This is a genomic window from Achromobacter spanius (assembly GCF_029637605.1).
GTDB classification, from domain to species: Bacteria; Pseudomonadota; Gammaproteobacteria; order Burkholderiales; family Burkholderiaceae_B; genus Achromobacter; species Achromobacter spanius_E.
This window is the reverse complement of sequence record NZ_CP121261.1, coordinates 4335801-4353682: the sequence shown is the minus strand read 5'-3', so window position 1 is coordinate 4353682 and position 17882 is coordinate 4335801. Positions and strand designations below refer to the sequence as shown.

General features: G+C 63.8%; 19 protein-coding genes. 13 read left to right on the top strand and 6 right to left on the bottom strand.

Annotated features, from left to right (window positions below):
* Positions 1-8 precede the first annotated feature (8 nt).
* From infA to rplQ, 7 genes are all read left to right on the top strand, one after another.
* Complete coding sequence (gene infA, locus P8T11_RS19415) at positions 9-227, top strand: translation initiation factor IF-1 (protein WP_003806927.1); 219 nt, start codon at positions 9-11, stop codon at positions 225-227.
* Between the two features lie 34 nt (positions 228-261).
* The gene (gene rpmJ / locus P8T11_RS19410) at positions 262-375 is read left to right on the top strand and encodes a 50S ribosomal protein L36 (protein WP_003806928.1); all 114 of its coding nucleotides are present in this window, start codon (positions 262-264) and stop codon (positions 373-375) included.
* A gap of 43 nt (positions 376-418) precedes the next feature.
* Complete coding sequence (rpsM, locus tag P8T11_RS19405; RefSeq protein ID WP_006216517.1) at positions 419-784, top strand: 30S ribosomal protein S13; 366 nt, start codon at positions 419-421, stop codon at positions 782-784.
* 15 nt (positions 785-799) lie between these two features.
* The gene (rpsK, locus tag P8T11_RS19400) at positions 800-1201 is read left to right on the top strand and encodes a 30S ribosomal protein S11 (RefSeq protein ID WP_006216516.1); all 402 of its coding nucleotides are present in this window, start codon (positions 800-802) and stop codon (positions 1199-1201) included.
* A gap of 11 nt (positions 1202-1212) precedes the next feature.
* Positions 1213-1836 carry a 30S ribosomal protein S4 gene (gene rpsD, locus P8T11_RS19395; RefSeq protein ID WP_006389633.1) on the top strand — a complete coding sequence of 208 codons (624 nt, stop codon included), beginning with the start codon at positions 1213-1215 and terminating at the stop codon, positions 1834-1836.
* A gap of 216 nt (positions 1837-2052) precedes the next feature.
* Positions 2053-3039, top strand: a complete 987-nt coding sequence (locus tag P8T11_RS19390) for a DNA-directed RNA polymerase subunit alpha (protein ID WP_006216514.1) — start codon at positions 2053-2055, stop codon at positions 3037-3039.
* Positions 3040-3223: 184 nt separating this feature from the next.
* A complete protein-coding gene (gene rplQ / locus P8T11_RS19385; RefSeq protein WP_006389635.1) occupies positions 3224-3616 on the top strand; it encodes a 50S ribosomal protein L17 in 393 nt (130 codons plus the stop codon).
* A 108-nt stretch (positions 3617-3724) separates the two neighbouring features.
* Here the strand turns inward: rplQ and P8T11_RS19380 are convergent, their stop codons facing one another.
* Positions 3725-4162, bottom strand: coding sequence for an HIT family protein (locus P8T11_RS19380; RefSeq protein WP_268080476.1), 438 nt, complete (start codon positions 4160-4162; stop codon positions 3725-3727).
* A 125-nt stretch (positions 4163-4287) separates the two neighbouring features.
* Here P8T11_RS19380 and cutA point away from each other — a divergent pair, with 125 nt between their 5' ends.
* The 3 genes from cutA (at position 4288) to P8T11_RS19365 (ending at position 7541) form a co-directional block, all read left to right on the top strand.
* A complete protein-coding gene (gene cutA, locus P8T11_RS19375) occupies positions 4288-4635 on the top strand; it encodes a divalent-cation tolerance protein CutA (protein WP_264614951.1) in 348 nt (115 codons plus the stop codon).
* Complete coding sequence (dsbD, locus tag P8T11_RS19370) at positions 4635-6536, top strand: protein-disulfide reductase DsbD (protein WP_268080477.1); 1902 nt, start codon at positions 4635-4637, stop codon at positions 6534-6536. The genes cutA and dsbD overlap by 1 nt, the downstream gene beginning before the upstream one ends.
* Before the next feature lie 129 nt (positions 6537-6665).
* On the top strand, positions 6666-7541 hold the full coding sequence (locus tag P8T11_RS19365; protein WP_268082318.1) for a DMT family transporter: 876 nt from the start codon (positions 6666-6668) through the stop codon (positions 7539-7541).
* Between the two features lie 54 nt (positions 7542-7595).
* Here the strand turns inward: P8T11_RS19365 and hemB are convergent, their stop codons facing one another.
* Together hemB and yihA are read right to left on the bottom strand one after the other, a co-directional pair.
* Positions 7596-8612: a porphobilinogen synthase gene (gene hemB, locus P8T11_RS19360; RefSeq protein WP_268080478.1), complete on the bottom strand. Its 1017-nt coding sequence runs from the start codon at positions 8610-8612 to the stop codon at positions 7596-7598.
* A complete protein-coding gene (gene yihA / locus P8T11_RS19355) occupies positions 8609-9232 on the bottom strand; it encodes a ribosome biogenesis GTP-binding protein YihA/YsxC (RefSeq protein ID WP_006216506.1) in 624 nt (207 codons plus the stop codon). The genes hemB and yihA overlap by 4 nt, the downstream gene beginning before the upstream one ends.
* Positions 9233-9453: 221 nt before the next feature.
* Between yihA and P8T11_RS19350 the strand changes: the two genes are divergently transcribed.
* From P8T11_RS19350 to ccsB, 3 genes are all read left to right on the top strand, one after another.
* Entirely contained in the window at positions 9454-10155 is a 702-nt protein-coding gene (locus P8T11_RS19350; RefSeq protein WP_268080479.1) for a c-type cytochrome, read from the top strand.
* 119 nt (positions 10156-10274) lie between these two features.
* Positions 10275-12353 (top strand): cytochrome c biogenesis protein ResB, encoded by a 2079-nt coding sequence (locus P8T11_RS19345; RefSeq protein WP_268080480.1) that lies wholly within the window; start codon positions 10275-10277, stop codon positions 12351-12353.
* 9 nt (positions 12354-12362) lie between these two features.
* Positions 12363-13730, top strand: a complete 1368-nt coding sequence (ccsB, locus tag P8T11_RS19340) for a c-type cytochrome biogenesis protein CcsB (RefSeq protein WP_268080481.1) — start codon at positions 12363-12365, stop codon at positions 13728-13730.
* Positions 13731-13790: 60 nt separating this feature from the next.
* Here ccsB and P8T11_RS19335 read toward each other — a convergent pair whose 3' ends face one another.
* Genes P8T11_RS19335 through P8T11_RS19325 form a run of 3 tightly spaced genes read right to left on the bottom strand, consistent with a single transcriptional unit; the run spans position 13791 to position 17881 of the window.
* Entirely contained in the window at positions 13791-14174 is a 384-nt protein-coding gene (locus tag P8T11_RS19335) for a DUF4150 domain-containing protein (protein ID WP_268080482.1), read from the bottom strand.
* A gap of 24 nt (positions 14175-14198) precedes the next feature.
* Positions 14199-15257 (bottom strand): pentapeptide repeat-containing protein, encoded by a 1059-nt coding sequence (locus P8T11_RS19330; RefSeq protein WP_268080483.1) that lies wholly within the window; start codon positions 15255-15257, stop codon positions 14199-14201.
* Positions 15254-17881, bottom strand: coding sequence for a DUF2169 family type VI secretion system accessory protein (locus P8T11_RS19325; protein ID WP_268080484.1), 2628 nt, complete (start codon positions 17879-17881; stop codon positions 15254-15256). The genes P8T11_RS19330 and P8T11_RS19325 overlap by 4 nt, the downstream gene beginning before the upstream one ends.
* Between the last annotated feature and the right edge of the window lies 1 nt (position 17882).

The window sequence follows — 17882 nt, the reverse complement described above, 5'->3', positions numbered from 1 at the left end:
GCAAAAGAATGTCCAAGGACGACGTCATTCAGATGCAAGGCGAGGTTCTTGAGAACCTCCCGAACGCGACATTTCGCGTCAAGCTCGAAAACGGCCACGTGGTGTTGGGCCATATTTCCGGCAAGATGCGTATGCATTACATCCGGATCCTGCCGGGTGACAAGGTCACAGTGGAGCTCACGCCCTATGATCTGACGCGAGCCAGGATAGTTTTCCGCTCCAAATGAGCGGAACCGGATTACGGAAAATTAGGAGTCAACCATGAAAGTAATGGCATCGGTTAAGCGGATCTGCCGCAACTGCAAAGTTATCAAACGTCACGGCGTGGTGCGTGTTATCTGCACCGACCCGCGTCACAAGCAGCGTCAAGGCTAACTCGGGTTAGCGACTACGCAACAGATTTATTCAAGGAATAGTCATGGCCCGTATTGCTGGCATTAACATCCCGCCGCAACAGCACGCCGAGATCGGACTGACCGCCATTTTTGGCATTGGTCGTACGCGCGCTCGCAAAATCTGCGAAGCGGCAAACGTACCCTTTGACAAAAAGGTCAAGGATCTGAACGACGCTGAATTGGAACGCGTCCGCGAACATGTTGGTTTGTTCACGGTTGAAGGCGACCTGCGTCGTGAAGTACAGCTCTCGATCAAGCGTTTGATCGACCTGGGAACCTACCGCGGTATGCGTCACAAGCGCGGTTTGCCCGTGCGCGGCCAGCGCACTCGCACCAACGCCCGGACCCGTAAGGGCCCGCGTCGTGCTGCTGCGTCCCTGAAGAAATAATCGAGGAACTGGATTATGGCGAAAGCTTCCACCAGCGGCGCTTCGCGCGTGCGCAAAAAGGTTAAGAAGAACGTCTCGGACGGCATCGCGCACGTTCACGCTTCGTTCAACAACACCATCATCACCATCACCGACCGTCAGGGCAACGCTTTGTCGTGGGCCACTTCGGGTGGTGCTGGTTTCAAGGGTTCGCGTAAGTCGACCCCGTTTGCCGCGCAAGTCGCCGCTGAAACGGCTGGCCGCGTCGCGCTGGAATACGGCATCAAGACGCTGGAAGTGCGCATCAAGGGCCCCGGTCCTGGCCGCGAATCGTCTGTCCGCGCTCTGAACGCGCTGGGCATCAAGATTTCGTCCATCGCCGACATCACGCCCGTTCCGCACAACGGCTGCCGTCCGCCGAAGCGTCGTCGTATCTAAAGGGAATCCACATGGCACGTTATATTGGACCCAAATGCAAGCTCTCGCGCCGCGAGGGTACTGACCTGTTCCTGAAGAGCGCCCGTCGCTCGCTGGATTCCAAGTGCAAGCTGGATTCCAAGCCTGGCCAACACGGCCGCACTTCGGGTGCCCGCACTTCCGACTACGGCCTGCAGCTGCGCGAAAAGCAAAAGCTGAAGCGCATGTACGGCGTGCTGGAAAAGCAATTCCGCAAGTACTTCGCTGAAGCAGAGCGTCGCCGTGGCAACACCGGCGAAACCCTGATCCAGCTGCTGGAATCGCGCCTGGACAACGTCGTCTACCGCATGGGCTTCGGCTCGACGCGCGCCGAAGCTCGCCAGCTGGTGAGCCACCGCGCCATCGAACTGAACGGCCACACGGCTGACATCGCTTCGATGCTGGTCAAGGCTGGTGACGTCATCTCGATCCGCGAAAAGGCCAAGAAGCAAGGCCGCATCAAGGAATCGCTCGACCTGGCCACCAGCATCGGCATCCCCCAATGGGTGGAAGTCGACACGACCAAGCTGACCGGTACGTTCAAGTCGGCTCCCGATCGCGCTGACGTCGCTCGCGACATCAACGAATCGATGGTCGTCGAACTGTACTCGCGTTAATCAGGTCGGCCGGCGCCTCCTTCGCAGGTGTGCCGGCTACTGGTCCCGCGACCCGTTTGCACGTCTCGCAGCAGCCCGCTTTCCGCCTTTTGGTGGGGCGGGCTTTGCGGTAAGTATCGGCCGGCGTTTTTTCGCGCCGTCCGAGTTTCATGTTTCACCCTGTCCATCAGCCTTATCGGTGTAACGAGCCGAGGGTATTGAAAAGGAACACAGTAAATGTCCACTCAAGGTTTTCTGAAGCCGCGCTCCATTGAAGTCGAACCGGTCGGCACGCACCATGCCAAGATCGTGATGGAGCCGTTCGAGCGTGGCTACGGTCATACTCTGGGCAACGCCCTGCGCCGCATCCTGCTGTCTTCGATGACCGGCTACGCGCCGACCGAAGTGCAAATGACGGGCGTGGTGCACGAATATTCGACCATCCCGGGCGTTCGCGAAGATGTCGTCGACATCCTGCTGAACCTGAAGGGCGTGGTTTTCAAGCTGCACAATCGCGACGAAGTGACCCTGGTTCTGCGCAAGACTGGCGCGGGCACGGTGCTGGCCAGCGACATCGAACTGCCGCACGACGTCGAGATCATCAACCCCGGCCATGCCATCTGCAACCTGACGGACGCAGGCAAGCTGGAAATGCAGATCAAGGTTGAGAAGGGCCGTGGCTACGTGCCGGGCAACGTGCGCGCGCTGTCGGAAGACCGCACCCACACCATCGGTCGCATCGTTCTGGACGCTTCGTTCAGCCCGGTTCGCCGCGTCAGCTACGCGGTGGAAAGCGCCCGTGTGGAACAGCGCACCGACCTGGACAAGCTGGTTCTGGACATCGAAACCAACGGCGTTATCTCGCCCGAGGAAGCGGTGCGCCAGTCGGCCCGCATCCTGATGGACCAGATCTCGGTCTTCGCCGCGCTGGAAGGTGCTGGCGATTCGTACGAAGCGCCGGTCCGTGGCACGCCGCAGATCGACCCGGTCCTGCTGCGTCCGGTCGACGACCTGGAACTGACCGTGCGTTCGGCCAACTGCCTGAAGGCCGAAAACATCTACTACATCGGCGACCTGATCCAGCGTACCGAAAACGAGCTGCTCAAGACCCCGAACCTGGGTCGCAAGTCGCTCAACGAAATCAAGGAAGTTCTGGCTGCACGTGGCTTGACCTTGGGCATGAAGCTCGAGAACTGGCCGCCCCTGGGCCTGGAGCGTCCCTAAGCTTTAAACGGGTGGCGCCCTGGCAACGGGGCGTCTCCTGCAACGCCCGGCAACCCCGTCGGGCGGTTTGCGAATTCGTCGTAAAATGCACCGTTTTCTACCGGACCGCAGCCTGATTGCAGGTTGATAGAAGAGCCGGCAACCCGATGGCGAACGCCATCTTTAGATTCAAAGGAAACTTATCATGCGTCACGGTAATGGCTTGCGTAAGCTCAACCGCACCAGCAGTCACCGTCTTGCCATGTTCCGCAACATGGCCGTTTCGTTGATCACTCACGAAGCTATCAAGACCACGCTGCCGAAGGCGAAAGAATTGCGCCGCGTCATCGAACCCCTGATCACGCTGGGCAAAGAGCCCACGCTGGCGAACAAGCGTCTGGCATTTGCCCGTCTGCGCGATCGCGATGCGGTGGTGAAGCTGTTTGCCGAAATCGGCCCGCGTTACGCGGCCCGTAACGGTGGCTACACCCGCGTGCTGAAGATGGGCTTCCGTCAAGGCGACAACGCTCCCATGGCTTTCATGGAACTGGTTGACCGCCCGGAAGTTGATGAAGCCGCTGAGGACAGCGCCGAATAAATTCGGTTGCTAGATAAGCGACAAGGGCGGGTCTTCGGACCCGCCCTTGTTTTATTTGCGCCGGGCATTTGCTGGCCCGGCATTGGCGCATGCGACTCGCCCTTTGAATCAGGACGCGTGCAGTTCCCCCCGCAATTGCGCGGCGGTAGCCGCCAGGGCCTCTTGAGGCGGTTGTGGCGGCATCTTGAACGTCAGGTCCTGCTGTTCGATATACGCCGTGGACGTGACGTCCTGCGTGTGATGCATGGGGATGACGTGTGCGTGCGAGTGCGCCACGTGTATGCCGGTGAAGGCGAACCCCACCCGCTCCACGCCGTACAGGCGCTTCATGTGGCGGCCCAGCTTCTGCCCCAGGTTCACAATGTGCCCCGCCAGGTCGGCCGGCATGTCCTCGAAGTACGGGTAATGCTGCTTCGGAATGATCAGCGTGTGCCCTGGCCGCACGGGTTGGATGTCCAGGAAGGCCAGCAAACGCTCGTCTTCATGAATGATGTGGGCGGGAATCTCGTGCCGGGCGATCCGGCAGAACAGGCATTGGTCTGGCATGCGGGCCTCGTGAAAGCGGGTGGCATGGTGGGGCGGACGTCCGCGTTGACGGAACCGGAGCGGTCGGCGCAATACCGATAAAATACCCCGAGTTACATCCCACGCGGGTATCCCAAGGAGGCTCCATGTTGCGCGATGACGACGTCGTGCTGGTCATCAGCAATGCGCCTGATCTCTTGCTGGCCAAGCGCATCGCGCATGTGCTGGTTGAAGACGGATTGGCCGCCTGTGTGAACCTTGGCGCGCCGGGCCTGTCCATCTATCTGTGGAACGGCGTGGTCGAGGGAACGGAAGAAATCCCCATCCACATCAAGACCACCTACGCGCGCCATCAGGCCGTTGTTCAGGCCCTGGCGCAGATGCATCCCTACGATGTGCCCGAAATTATCGTGCTGCCGGTTATCGGCGGCGCCGCACCCTATCTGGATTGGGTTCGCGAGCAGACGGCCGTCAAGCAAACCAAGAGAGAATAATGTTGCAACTTGCCGGTATCGTCGGTGCGCCGGGGCGCCCGATTCATGCCATCCGCGCGGTGCGCGCCTTGATCTGGCGCAGCCTGGTGCTGCTGGCCACGGCGCTGTTGCTGCTGACCTGGCAGGCGGCCGCGCAGGCCGAAGCCGAATTCCTGGAACCCGAAAAGGCGTTCGTGTTCAGCGCGCGGATGGCCGCGCCCGACACCTTGGAACTGCATTACAAGGTCGCGCCCGGCTACTACATGTACCGCGAGCGCTTCGGCATCACGATCAGCCCGATCGGCGCCACCACATTGGGCGAGGCGGTCTACCCCAAAGGCGAGGTCAAGTACGACCCGACCTTTGAGAAGGACATGGAGGTCTTTCACCAGGATGTGATGATCCGCGTGCCGGTCGGCGCGGGCGGGCAGCCCTTTACCCTTACCTTGACCGGGCAGGGCTGCGCGGACGCAGGCCTGTGCTATCCGCCCATGGACAGCAGCGTCAAACTCACGCCGGTTGCTGGCGGCTACGCGCTGGCGGATGGGGCAGGCGCGCAAGCCGCGCCCGCCGCGTCATCCGGCGGCTTGAGCGCACTGGTCAATGCCGGCGACACCGGCCTGGCCGATGCGTTGGGCGGCCTGGGCTGGGCCAAGACGGCTGGCGTGTTCCTGATTCTGGGCTTGTTGCTGGCATTCACACCCTGCGTGCTGCCGATGATTCCCATCCTGTCTTCGATCGTGTTGGGCGGCGCAACACAGACCCGGCCTTCGCGTGGGCGCGGTCTGGCCTTGGCCGCGACGTATGTGCTGGGCATGTCGGTGGTGTACACCGCGCTGGGCGTCGCGGCCGGACTGAGCGGCGCGGGCCTGGCTGCCTGGTTGCAGACCCCGTGGATCCTGACGCTGTTCGCCATCCTGCTGACCGTGTTGGCGCTGGCGATGTTTGACGTCTTCACGTTCCAGATGCCGTCAGGCGTGCAGGCCAAACTGTCCGAGCGTTCGTCGCGCGTACCGGGCGGACGCTACACGGGCGCGCTCGTGATGGGCGCTCTGTCGGCGCTGATCGTCGGACCTTGCGTTGCCGCGCCGCTGGCGGGTGCGCTGTTGTATATCTCGCAGACGGGCGACGTGGTGCTGGGCGGTTCGGCCTTGTTCGCCATGGCCTGGGGCATGGGCGTGCCGCTATTGATCGTGGGCGCATCGTCGGGCGCTTTGCTGCCCAAGGCCGGCCCCTGGATGGACGGCGTCAAGCGTCTGTTCGGGATGCTGCTGCTGGCGACGGCGTGGTGGATGCTGATACCGGTGGTGCCGACCTGGGTGCAGATGACGGGCTGGGCCTTCCTGGCAGTTGTTTCGGCGGTGATGCTGCGTGCCTTTGATGCCTTGCCCGCGGGCGCGGGTGCCGCGCGCATGTTTGGCAAGGGGCTGGGGCTGCTGTTGGCGCTGGCCGCTGCCGCATGGCTGGTGGGCGCGGCCAGCGGCGGGCGCGATGTGCTGCAACCGTTGTCGCACCTGGCCGCGCGTGCCGACGCATCCGTGGGCACGGCCGTCACCAAGGGCGAGCTTCAGTTCACTCGCGTGCGCACCAACGCGGAATTGGATGCGCTGCTGGCGCAGAGCACTCAGCCGGTCATGCTGGATTTCTATGCCGACTGGTGCGTGTCGTGCCGCGAAATGGAGCGGTTCACGTTTACCGACCCGGGCGTGGCACAGCGCATGTCGGGCATGTTGCTGGTGCAGGCCGACGTGACGGCGAACAACGCTGATGACCGAGCCCTGCTCAAGCGCTTCCGGCTGTTCGGCCCGCCGGGCATCATGTTCTTCGAACCGGGCGGCAAGGAATTGCCGGACGCGCGCGTCGTCGGTTTCCAGGACGCCAAGCGCTTCACAGCATCGTTGGACAAGGTGCTGGTGCGCTGACGACGGGCGATATACCATGGCGGCTGCGCCGCGTGGGCGGCGCATCCCACTCCCACCAGGCCGGCGCCCGTGACGTCCCCAACAGTTGATGCAAGCCAGGACCGACAAGGTCTTATCTATCTTCAATTGATGTTCGTCATGGCCACATGGGGCCTGAACATCGTCTCCATCAAGTACCTCACGCAACACATGGACATCCAGGCGCTGGCCGCCGTGCGGATCGTCATTGCGTTCATCACCGTCACCCTGATCATCAAGGCCCGTCGAGGCCGCGTGCCCAAACTGGGCCGCGTGGAGCTGGGCTGGGTGGCGCTGGCGGGCTTCCTGGTGGTGTACGCGCACCAGGTGGCGCTGGTGTCCGGGCTGCGGTTTTCATCGGCGGCCAACGGCACGCTGATCATGGCCACCAGTCCGCTGTTGTCGGCATTGCTGGCCGCGCTGTTCTATCGCGAAAAATTGACCACGGTACGCATCTGCGGGGCCTTGCTGGGCCTGCTGGGCGTGGGCATGGTGGTGGCGGGCAGCGGCGCGCAGTTCGGGCTGACCGGCTGGGGCGATGCGGTCGTTTTCGTGGCGGTGCTGGTGTTCGTGTGTGGCGGGCTGGTGATCCAGCGCATGTCGCGCACGATGGATCCGCTGGGCATGCTTTGGTACATGTACCTGGCCGGCGGGCTGATGCTGGTGGCGCACGCGTTGGTGACGCCGTCTTCCTACCAGACCGATACCTGGCAGATGACGTGGTGGCCGTGGCTGGTGCTGCTGTTTTCAGCGGTGATTGCGTCAGGCGTCAGCAACATCATCTGGAACGCGGGCATCGCGCGGCTGGGCATCAGCCGCGCGGCCTTGTTCGTGAACTGGCTGCCGATATTCGGGCTGCTGTTCGCGTCCCTGTTCCTGGATGAGCAGGTCACCTTGATCCACGTGCTGGGCCTGGCCTGCGTGTTGGGCGGAACGTGGCTGGGGCTGCGCCGGACGACGCCGGCGCCTGGCCGTAAAGCCGTCTAGCGGCAAACCCTGCGGACCGGCCGGAAAGGCTGGGCCCCGCAACGCGTGGCGCAATCAGCGCTGCGCCTTGAGCAACGTTGCCGCTTCGATGGCGAAGTAGGTCAGGATGCCATCGGCGCCGGCGCGCTTGAATGCCAGCAGCGCTTCCATCATGACCTTGTCGTGGTCCAGCCAGCCGTTGGCGGCGGCGGCCTTGATCATCGCGTATTCGCCGCTGACCTGATAGGCAAACGTGGGCACGCGGAACGTGTCCTTCACGCGGCGCAGCACGTCCAGATACGGCATGCCGGGCTTGACCATGACCATGTCCGCGCCTTCGTGCAGATCGGCTGCCACTTCGCGCAAGGCTTCGTCGAGGTTGCCCGGGTCCATCTGGTAAGCCATTTTGTTTGACTTGCCCAGGTTGGTGGCCGAGCCCACGGCGTCGCGGAACGGGCCGTAGAACGCGCTGGCGTACTTGGCCGAATAGGCCATGATCTGCGTGTGGATGTGGCCGTTGGCTTCCAGTGCCTTGCGGACCGCGCCGATGCGGCCGTCCATCATGTCGCTGGGGGCAACCATGTCGACGCCGGCCGCGGCTTGGGTCAGCGCCTGCTTGACCAGGATCTCGACCGTGATTTCATTGATGACGTAGCCGTTCTCATCGATGACGCCGTCCTGGCCATGGCTGGTGTAGGGGTCCAGCGCCACGTCGCACAGAATGCCGAGCTCGGGGAAACGCTTTTTCAGTTCGCCGACCACACGCGGGATCAGGCCGCGTGGGTTGGTGGCTTCGATGCCGTCGGGCGTTTTCAGCGCGGGGTCGATAACGGGGAACAGCGCCATCACCGGAATGCCCAGCTTCACGCATTGCTCGGCCACCGGCAGCAGCGTGTCCAGCGAATAGCGGACCACGCCGGGCAACGACGCCACGGCTTGCTGCACGCCCGTGCCGTCGGCCACGAAAACGGGGTAGATCAGGTCATTGACCGTCAGCGCATTTTCGCGCACCAGGCGGCGGGTGAAATCGTCGCGGCGCAGGCGGCGAGGGCGGGAAACCGGAAACTCAGGGGTGATGATCTGCGGGTTCATGATTCGACCTTGGGGGAAATCCAATTCTCAATATGGGCGCCGGCTTCTTCCAGCCCGATGCGCTCGGGCGCCGAGAACGGGATGGTGTGCAGCGCGCCGATGTCGGCCAGGTCCTTGCGGACAGAGAACACGGTACGCATGCGCTGGCCGTAAGGCAGCTTGTCGGCCTTGGTCAGCAGCGCCAGCACGGGGCGTCCGGTGGGGGCGATGAAGTTGGCCAGGCGGCGGTCAAGCTCGGTGACGCCGCGGCGGATGTCGATCAGCAGCACGATGCCGGCAAGCGACTCGCGGTCGCGCAGATAGCCGCCGAGGATGTCCGCCCATTTTTCTTTTTCGTTGCGCGCGACGGACGCGTAGCCGTAGCCGGGCAAGTCAACGAGAAAACCGATGTGGCCTTCCGGATCCAGCGGGTCGGGCAAGCCGAACATGTTGATCAAGCGCGTGCGGCCCGGCGTCTTGCTGGAAAACGCAAGACGGCGCTGGTTGCACAGCACGTTGATGGCCGTGGATTTGCCGGCGTTGGAGCGGCCGACAAAGCAGACCTCGGGAGCGCCGGCGGCCGGCAACTGGTCGAGGCGAGCTGCGGAGGTAAGGAAGGAGGCGCGATGTAGGAGGGACACGGATGGGCTTTGGATACGGTTGGTTTCGAGCCCTATTGTATAATCCGGCGTTTGCAACAGTGGTCCCCGTGCGCGGAGCCGTCTTTTTTGCTTACTGTTTAGGTGCCTGCGGCAACTTGGCAGGCAGAATGGGCAGAGAGGTTCGATACGGTTTTCCAGGGTGTGCGGGGCAGGCGTGGGCGCCTTTTTGCGCCTTGATCGATGTGATCGTCGAGGTCTTCATGAAGCGTGTGCTGTCCCGAATGTTGGTTGCGAGCGGGCTGTTGCTCGGCGCCTCCGCCTTCTCTACACCCAGTTTCGCCGCTGACGGCGCTGCGGGCCCGGCCAAGCCAGATGCCGCCAAGGGCGGTCAGCTGTTTGACCAGGGCGACGCCTCCAGAGGCATCATCGCCTGTGCGTCCTGTCATGGCGCGGCGGGCAACAGCACCATCCCGGTGAACCCCAACCTGGCCGCGCAACCCCACGAATACCTGGCCAAGCAGTTGGCCGACTTCCAGATCAAGCAGGGCGCCAAGCTGCCAATGCGCAATGGCCCGGGGGGCAATCCCACCCCGATGACCGCCATGGCGCAGAACCTGACGCCGGCCGATATGCAGAACATCGCGCTGTACCTGGCGCAACAGCCTCTTAAGGAACCGGCCACGGCTGGCCAGGAGAAGCTGGTGGATCTGGGCCAGAAGATCTGGCGCGGCGGCTTGCCCGAGCGCAATGTACCCGCCTGCGCGGCATGCCACTCGGCCAATGGCGCCGGCATGCCCGCCCAGTATCCCCGCTTGTCTGGGCAGTTCCCCATGTACATTGAAGAGCAGCTCAAGCTGTTCCGCAGCGGCGACCGCAAGAACGACATCATGTTCGCGATTGCGGACCGCATGTCGGATGCCGATATCAAGGCGGTGTCCGACTACGCGGCAGGCCTGCGGTAGGCGCCAGCCCGCAACACGCGCGGCTGGTCCGCGTTCACGCAACCTGAGCGTGACGGAACCCGATTCCGTTACGCGCTGTCTATGAGGGGGGTAGCCGATCGCGCGGCCCCCCTTTTTTCATGAATTCAACACGAACCCACACTCGCCCCTCCTTGCGCAGCCTGCCCGGTGACTTCTTCGAACTGCTCGGTTCGATGCGGTTCGCCGTCAGCCTGTTGATGTTCATTTGCGTGGCGAGCCTGGTGGGCACGGTGTTGCAGCAGAACCGATCCTCCAGCAACTACATCGACCAGTTCGGCCCGTTCTGGTACGAGGTGTTCGACAAGTTTTCCATCTGGCACGTCTACAACAGCTGGTGGTTTTTGCTGATCATGGGTTTCCTGGTCGTGTCGACCTCGGTGTGCCTGACCCGCAACGCACCCAAGATGTTGCGCGACGCGCGCTCGTTCCGCGAGCATGTGCGCGCCAGCAGCCTGCGCGCCTTCCCGCATCGCGTGGAAACGGAAGAACCCACCGACGTCGCGCAGACCTCGGCCGGCCTGAAGTCGCTGCTGGAACGGCTGGGTTACGCCGTGCGCGTACGGCAGGACAACGACGGCGTGCTGCTGGCCGCCAAGAAGGGCAGCGCCAACCGCCTGGGCTATGTGTTCGCGCACGCGGCCATGGTCATCATCTGCGTGGGCGGCCTGCTCGACAGCGAGTTGCCCGTGCGGCTGCAAGTCATGTTCGGCGGCAAGCAGCCCATTGTCGACAACATGCTGATTTCGGAAGTACCGGAAAGCGGCCGCCTGTCGGTCAATAACCCGAGTTTCCGCGCCAGCGTGCTGGTGCCTGAAGGCGGCCAGGCCAGTACGGCGGTCGTGATGGTGGGCGACGGCGCCCTGGTGCAGCCGATGCCCTTCACGCTGAAGCTGAAGAAATTCGTGGTTGATTACTACTCGACCGGCATGCCCAGCCGTTTCGCCAGCGAGGTCGAAGTCACCGACCCGGATACGGGCAAGACCTTCGATTCCACCATCGAGGTCAACGAGCCGCTGCGGTTCAAGGGCATGACGGTGTACCAGTCCAGCTTTGATGATGGCGGCAGCACGGTGGTCTTGAAGGGTTATCCGTTAGTAGGTTCTCAGGACGCCACCTTCGCCGTTGACGGTACAGTGGGCAAGACAAGCGAAGTGACCGCTCACACGTCAGCCGGTCCGCGCAGCATGGGCGTCGAGATCACGGCCATGCGGCCGATCAATGTGGAAGACCTGACGCGCGGCGATCCCAAGGGCGCCAATCAGAGTTTTGCCGAGCACGTAGCCTCGGTGTCGGGCAGCGCGGCGGGCAAAAAGAACGAGAACTTGCGCAATGTGGGTCCCAGCGTCGAATACAAGCTGATCGACGACGCGGGCCAGGCCCACGAATTCCAGAACTACATGCTGCCCATGGAGCTGGACGGCGCCAGCGTGTTCCTGGCCGGCGTGCGCAACAACGCGTCCGAGCCCTTCCGCTATCTGCGCATTCCGGCTGATGACGACAGCTCCATCGCCGAATTCATGCGGCTGCGCGCCACGCTGGCCGACCCGGCCGCGCGCCGCGAAGCCGCCCGCCGTTTCGCCGAGCGCAACAGTCCGTCCGGCACGGACCGCCAGCCCCTGCAAACCGCCGCCGAGCGCGCGTTGGAGACCTTTGCGTCGGGCGGCCTGCAAGCGGTCGCCGCCTTTCTGCAAGCCAACACGCCCGCCGCCGACCTGGAGCGAGCCGCTGATGTGGTGATCCGGCTGATCGGCGCCAGCATGAACGAACTGCGCGCCATTGAGCGCGAACGCGCCGGCTTGCCCCCCGTCGCGGTCGAAGGCCCCGACGGCGAGCGCGCGGCGGTGTGGTCGCGCCTGGCCGTGGCGGCACTGTCCGACCTGACGGTCTATCCCGCGCCGGTGTTCCTGTCGCTGGCCGACTTCAACCATGTGCAGGCAAGCGTGTTCCAGGTCAGCCGCACGCCGGGCAAGAACACGGTCTACCTGGGCAGCCTGTTGCTGGTCCTGGGGGTGTTTTCGATGTTCTACATCCGCGACCGCCGTGTCTGGATCTGGGTCAAGCCGCAAGGCAGTGGCAGCAGCGTCCTGGCGGCCATGACGTCCCAGAAGCGTACACTCGACTTCAATCAGGAGTTTGAACGCTTCAAGCAGGCGCTGCTGCGCCAGAAAAGGTCTTAAGGTTTTCTTATGTCGACGACGACCACCCCGCATCCCTCCTCGCCGGACACGTTTAACGCGTCGCCCGATGTTCTCTGGCAAGACAGCCTGTCGGAAACGGGCGACAACCGCGCCCGGCGCGGCAGGCCGGACTGGACCGACGTAGTCTTCTTCCTGTTGCTGTCGGTGGGCGCCGCTTTCGCGCTGACCCGGCACGGCAACGCGATGGATTATTACGAAAAGATCATCCTTTGCGGCACCGTGCCCGCATTGACGTGGCTGGGCTGGTTGTGGCGGCCGCTGCGCCGTTTGATGGTCGCCTGTGCGATCGCGGCGGGCCTGGCCTTGATGCTGTACGGCAATGACCTGGCCCGCGCCGAGCAGGTGTTCTTCCTGAAGTACCTGTTCTCGTCGCAGTCCGCCATTTTGTGGATGTGCGCCCTGTTTGCGCTGGCCATGGTCTGCTACTGGATCGGCGTATTCAGCCCCACCGCCGCGTGGCTGGGCACGGCGTTGACGTGGGGCGCGGTGTTTGCCGGCGTCACCGGCCTGTTGGTGCGCTGGCGCGAAGGCCATCTGATGGGGCCGGACCTGGGGCATATCCCCGTCAGCAACCTGTACGAAGTCTTTGTGCTGTTTTCGCTGATCACGGCGCTGTTCTACCTGTATTACGAACGCAAGTACGCCACGCGCGCGCTGGGCGGCTTCGTGCTGCTGGTGGTGACGTCCGCCGTCGTGTTCCTGCTTTGGTATTCCTTCACGCGCGATGCCGGCCAGATCCAGCCCTTGGTGCCGGCGTTGAAAAGCTGGTGGATGAAGCTGCACGTGCCCGCCAACTTCATCGGCTACGGCACGTTCTCGCTGGCGGCGATGGTGGGCTTTGCCTACCTGGTCAAGCAGCACGGGCAGACCACGTCATGGGCTAAGCTGGCGCCGCTGTTCATTCTGGGCGTGCTGCTGTGCGCCGAGCCGATGGTGTTCCGTACCGATGGCTTGTCCGCCACGTGGATGCTGTACTTCGGCGTGGGTGCCGTGATCGTGGGCGCCATCCTGCTGGGCCGCCGCCGCATTGCCGCCGCGCTGCCCTCGCTGGAGGTGCTGGACGACATCATGTATCGCGCCATCGCGATCGGTTTCGCCTTCTTCACGGTGGCGACGATTCTGGGCGCGCTGTGGGCGGCGGATGCCTGGGGCGCGTACTGGCAGTGGGATCCCAAGGAAACCTGGGCGCTGATCGTCTGGCTGAACTACGCGGCCTGGCTGCACATGCGCCTGATCAAGGGCTTGCGCGGCGCCATGGCGGCCTACTGGGCGCTGATGGGGCTGCTGATCACCGGCTTCGCGTTCCTGGGCGTGAACATGTTCCTGTCGGGGCTGCACTCGTACGGCCAACTGTAGCCGTCAGCCTTGATTCGGGCGGCTGCGGCCAGCCGCCCGGATGCATCACGCCGCCAACGATCACGCCGCCAACGCAAACATCGACTTCTGCGGCGTGGCCGCCTTGAAACCCGGCGCATTGATCGTGTTCTGCAAGGTCAGGCTGGTCACGCGCACCAGCGGCGCGGCACGCACCAGCACCGTGAACGCCCCGGTCATGTAGCGCGCCCGACCCATGAAGGTCTGCGAGATCAGGCCGCCGCCCACCCCGGCCGTATCGCCGAGCGTCACCGGTATGGTCGTGGCCATGTTGTGCATCGGCATGCAACTCAGCCACACGTTCCACACCACCGGGATGCCCATGGACGATGTCGACACATCGATGTGTGGCACCGGCGGCACCGGCGTCTTGCAGACATCGGGAAATCCCAACCCCACGCTGGGTAACTGGCAAAGCACTTGCATGGTTTCCACTCCTGTTGCGATGGGTCAAAGGCCGGCGCGCCCCGCCGACCAGAGTTCGGCGTCGAGCAAGGGGGCGTCGTTTTCGATGATGCCGTGACGCTGCGACCAGCGCACCCCGCGCGTCAGCGCGCGATGCATGCGCGTGCGCAGGAACGTGGCGTCGCGCAGGTCGGCGCCATTCAGGTCCGCCAGCGAGAAATCGGCGTCGACAAGATGCGCGCCGCGAAAGTCCGTGTTGGCACAACCCGCGCGCTGAAAAATACACAGGTCCAGGTTTGCGCCCTGGAAGGTGGCGCCGTCCAGCATGGCCTCGACCCAGATGGCGCCGTCAAAGCGGCCGCCCTGCAGGTTGGCCCCGCTTAAATCAGCCTGGGGGAACAGCGCCTGCGGCGCGCAAGCACCGGCAAAGTGCGCGCCCCGCAACGACGAGCCCTTGAAGCCAGACTGGCGCAAATCGCATTGGCGAAAGTCCGCCGCGTCCAGTTGGCAATCCGTGAAATGGCACAGCGCAAAGGCCTGTCCCGCGACGTTCTGCGCCGACAGATTACATTCCGTGAACATGGTGCTGGCCGCGCTAACGCCGGTCAGCGTCACCGCGTGCAGGTCCAGTTGATGGAACAAGGTGTAGCTGAACTGCGCTTGCGTCAGATCCGCGTCGGCGAACTCCCCGCGCGAAAATACCGAGCGTTCCACGCGAGCCGCCCGCAACGACGCGCCCGCCAGCGAGGTTGCGGTGAAAGACGCCTCATGAAGCGTGGCTTGGTCCAGCTTGGCGCCCGCCAGATCGCATTCCGTGAAGCTCGTGCCATGGAAGCGGCCGCCACTGAACGTCGCGCCGGGCGCTCGGCAGTGGAGCAGGCGCGCCGTGTCCAGGTTGGCGCCGCCGGCGTCCCAGCGCGTCATGTCACAGCTGATGAACTGGCTGTCCTGCAATTGGCAGCCGCTCATCCGCGCACCGGTGAAATCCACGTGATCGAAGAACGCACCAGACAGATCCTGCCCGCGCAGATCGGCGCCTGCCAGGCGGAGGTGTTGGATCGGCTCGCCGTGGCGCACGCTGTCCAGCAGCTTGTCCAGGTTCATGCGGGGCGCTCCGGCTGTCTGGCGGGCCAGCGCTTTGCGCCTTGCGTGTAGGTATGGTCCAGCCCGGTGCTGTCGTCCATCCGGGTCTGCGCGACATCAGCGCGGAAGAAGTTCGCGCCTGTAAGGTCCGCGCGCAAAAAGATGGCCTTACCCAGCAAGCTGTTGATCAAATTGGCGTTGCGCAGGCGCGCACCGGTGAAATCCGCGCGCACAAAGTGCGTGTCGGGCGCGGTCAGGCCGTCAAGATCAGCGTCTTGCAACAGGCATTCGGAAAAGTCGCAGGCGTCCAGCGTGGCGCCGCGCAGGTCGGCGCCCGTCAAGGTGGCGCCGCGTGCGCTGCCGTGTTTGAACTGCACGCCGCGCAGCCGCGCGCCCGCCAGCTCGACGCGGCCCGCGAAGGCGCAACCGTCCAGCGTGGCGGCTTCCATGCTGAAGCGACCGGAAAAGTCCACGTCCATGAAGCTCACCCGCACCAGCGCCGCGCGGGCAAAGTCGGCGTTGACGAGCGCACCTTGCATGAACACGCATTGATCCAGCTGTGTGTTAAGAAAGCGGCAGCCGTCGAACGTGGCGCTCATCGCCGCCCATTGGTGAAAGCTTGCACGGCCGAAGTCGCAACGTATCAGCCGCGCCTGATGCAAGCGTCCCAACTGCCATGCGCTATCAGAAAAACTGCAGTCTTCGCAGTGCGCGTGGTCCCACGTGCATTCATTGATCTGGCTCTTTGCAAAGCTCGTGTTAATGCATTGCGTGCGGCCCAGGTTGGCTCGCGTCAGGGTCGCGCCGGACAGGCTTGCGCGGGTCAGGTCGGCGCCGGTCAGTACGGCGTCGGTCAGGTCGCAGCCATCCAGCCGCGCATCCACGAGTGTCGCTCCCGCGAAAATCGCGCGTTGGAAATTGACGCCGGACAGGTCCATGCCTGATAGATCCGCACCGGTCAGATTCATGTCGCGACAGTCTCGGTTGGCTTTCAACTGCGCTTCCAGCTTGCGGCGCGTGCGCTGCGCGCGCAGCGGTGGCATGGGCGGGGGCGGGGCGAAATGATGCGCGGACTGCTGATAGGCCTGATGTACCTGCGGTCCCAGTGTGTCGGCCAACGGCGGCTGCGTTCCTTCACCATCCGTCGTGCCGCGTTTGGCTTGTGCATGCGGGCTGGAATCGAACTCGCCAAGATGGCGCTTGATTTTGCGGGGATCAAAACCGGCTGGCAGCGGGCTGCCCGCATCCTGCCGGCGCAGAGCGTCCATATCCACGCCTGCCACCTCGGCCATCCGCGGCAGGTTGGGATCGGCCAGCGCGCGCGCCCCGGGTCCACTGGACAGGCGCTTGGCCTCTTCCAGCTCTTCCTGCATGCGCAGAATGGTTTGCGGTAGATCGGCAAGCCTGGGTGCCGTGGGCGGCGGATCCAGCGGTGCCATGTACAGATCCGGGTCCAGGCCCTGCGCCAATAGCGACTCGCGTTCGCGCGCGTGGCGGCGTGCCAGCCCTGCGTGCACGTTCCTGTTGGTAGGACGCACGGCCACGGCTTGCGCATCGCCTTCCAGTTGCCCGCCGCAAAGCGCTTCGGGCACAAGCTGCGAGTCCAGCAAGGCGTAGACCGCACCCAGCTCTGGGTTCAGGCGGTGCCGCACCACGTCTTCGTAATGGGCAAGCGATTTCGACTGACCCGCGTGTTCCAGCGCGGGCATGATGTGGCGGATATCCGCCGCGTCATCTTCCTGCACGGGTTCCGCGCCATGCCACATCAACACCATCTTCGTGTGGTCGGGAAAAAACCAGGCGGTGGTCAGGCGCAGCGACACCTCTTCAAGCGCGCTGCCGTCAGCGTGGCGGCTGACAAAGCAGCGCGCGCGCCAATGGGGCAGTTGGCCGCGCAGCACCGGCTGTTCCGGATGCAGGTTCCACAGCGCATAGTCCGTGCCGCCGGCAAGCTCGGCGTTGGCCGGCCCCCATTGGTCGGGCGGCGCCGCGTTGAAAAAGCGCCAGTCCATGTCGCGCGCAAATCCGGGAAAGTCGTGCTCCAGCCATTCCTGCCCGTAGTCGCGGCCCATATGCGATGCCCGTTGCGGCCATTCCACGGGCAATGCGCCAAAGCCCGTGGGCGCCACACGCTGGCCGGGGGCGCTGATGCGCTGCAAGGGGTGTTCGATGTTCGGCAGCCGGCGCGCGCGTACGCCATTGATGTCTTCGTCTTGAGCGCCAATGCCCAGTGGATTGTCGGTGATGTCCGGTCCGCCAAACGCGTGGCTCCAGTCCAGGCGCATGCGCGCAAAAGGTTGCGGTGCCGTCGCCTTGCCATCGATCCAGTAGCGGTCGCCAAACACCAGCAAGGACTTGTCGATGGCGCCCACCTGCAATCGCACGCCGCACGCGCCAGGTTGCTTGGCGTCATGCGGGTAGGCATGGCCCGTGACCAGCACTTCCGGATACTGCTTGGGCGTGGCCAGATCCAGCGCGCCGATGCCTTCTTCAGCGGCAAGCTTCCATAGATCCTGATCGGTCAACAAGGTGGGGGATTGTGCGATGTCGACCAAGGCGAAGACGGAAACGCCCAGCAGGTCGCGGCGCTGACTACGATAGGGCCGTGTGAGGATGCCCAGACGAAACGGCTTGATGGTCTTCATG

Bases quoted from the DNA above. Each gene is read 5' to 3' on its own strand.
- P8T11_RS19325 (WP_268080484.1), bottom strand. From the start codon at position 17,881: ATGAAGACCATCAAGCCGTTTCGTCTGGGCATCCTCACACGGCCCTAT.
- rplQ (WP_006389635.1), top strand. From the start codon at position 3,224: ATGCGTCACGGTAATGGCTTGCGTAAGCTCAACCGCACCAGCAGTCAC.
- rpsD (WP_006389633.1), top strand. From the start codon at position 1,213: ATGGCACGTTATATTGGACCCAAATGCAAGCTCTCGCGCCGCGAGGGT.
- hemB (WP_268080478.1), bottom strand. From the start codon at position 8,612: ATGAACCCGCAGATCATCACCCCTGAGTTTCCGGTTTCCCGCCCTCGC.
- cutA (WP_264614951.1), top strand. From the start codon at position 4,288: ATGTTGCGCGATGACGACGTCGTGCTGGTCATCAGCAATGCGCCTGAT.
- P8T11_RS19330 (WP_268080483.1), bottom strand. From the start codon at position 15,257: ATGAACCTGGACAAGCTGCTGGACAGCGTGCGCCACGGCGAGCCGATC.
- P8T11_RS19350 (WP_268080479.1), top strand. From the start codon at position 9,454: ATGAAGCGTGTGCTGTCCCGAATGTTGGTTGCGAGCGGGCTGTTGCTC.
- rpmJ (WP_003806928.1), top strand. From the start codon at position 262: ATGAAAGTAATGGCATCGGTTAAGCGGATCTGCCGCAACTGCAAAGTT.
- dsbD (WP_268080477.1), top strand. From the start codon at position 4,635: ATGTTGCAACTTGCCGGTATCGTCGGTGCGCCGGGGCGCCCGATTCAT.
- P8T11_RS19380 (WP_268080476.1), bottom strand. From the start codon at position 4,162: ATGCCAGACCAATGCCTGTTCTGCCGGATCGCCCGGCACGAGATTCCC.
- ccsB (WP_268080481.1), top strand. From the start codon at position 12,363: ATGTCGACGACGACCACCCCGCATCCCTCCTCGCCGGACACGTTTAAC.
- rpsM (WP_006216517.1), top strand. From the start codon at position 419: ATGGCCCGTATTGCTGGCATTAACATCCCGCCGCAACAGCACGCCGAG.
- P8T11_RS19345 (WP_268080480.1), top strand. From the start codon at position 10,275: ATGAATTCAACACGAACCCACACTCGCCCCTCCTTGCGCAGCCTGCCC.
- P8T11_RS19365 (WP_268082318.1), top strand. From the start codon at position 6,666: ATGTTCGTCATGGCCACATGGGGCCTGAACATCGTCTCCATCAAGTAC.
- P8T11_RS19335 (WP_268080482.1), bottom strand. From the start codon at position 14,174: ATGCAAGTGCTTTGCCAGTTACCCAGCGTGGGGTTGGGATTTCCCGAT.
- P8T11_RS19390 (WP_006216514.1), top strand. From the start codon at position 2,053: ATGTCCACTCAAGGTTTTCTGAAGCCGCGCTCCATTGAAGTCGAACCG.
- rpsK (WP_006216516.1), top strand. From the start codon at position 800: ATGGCGAAAGCTTCCACCAGCGGCGCTTCGCGCGTGCGCAAAAAGGTT.
- infA (WP_003806927.1), top strand. From the start codon at position 9: ATGTCCAAGGACGACGTCATTCAGATGCAAGGCGAGGTTCTTGAGAAC.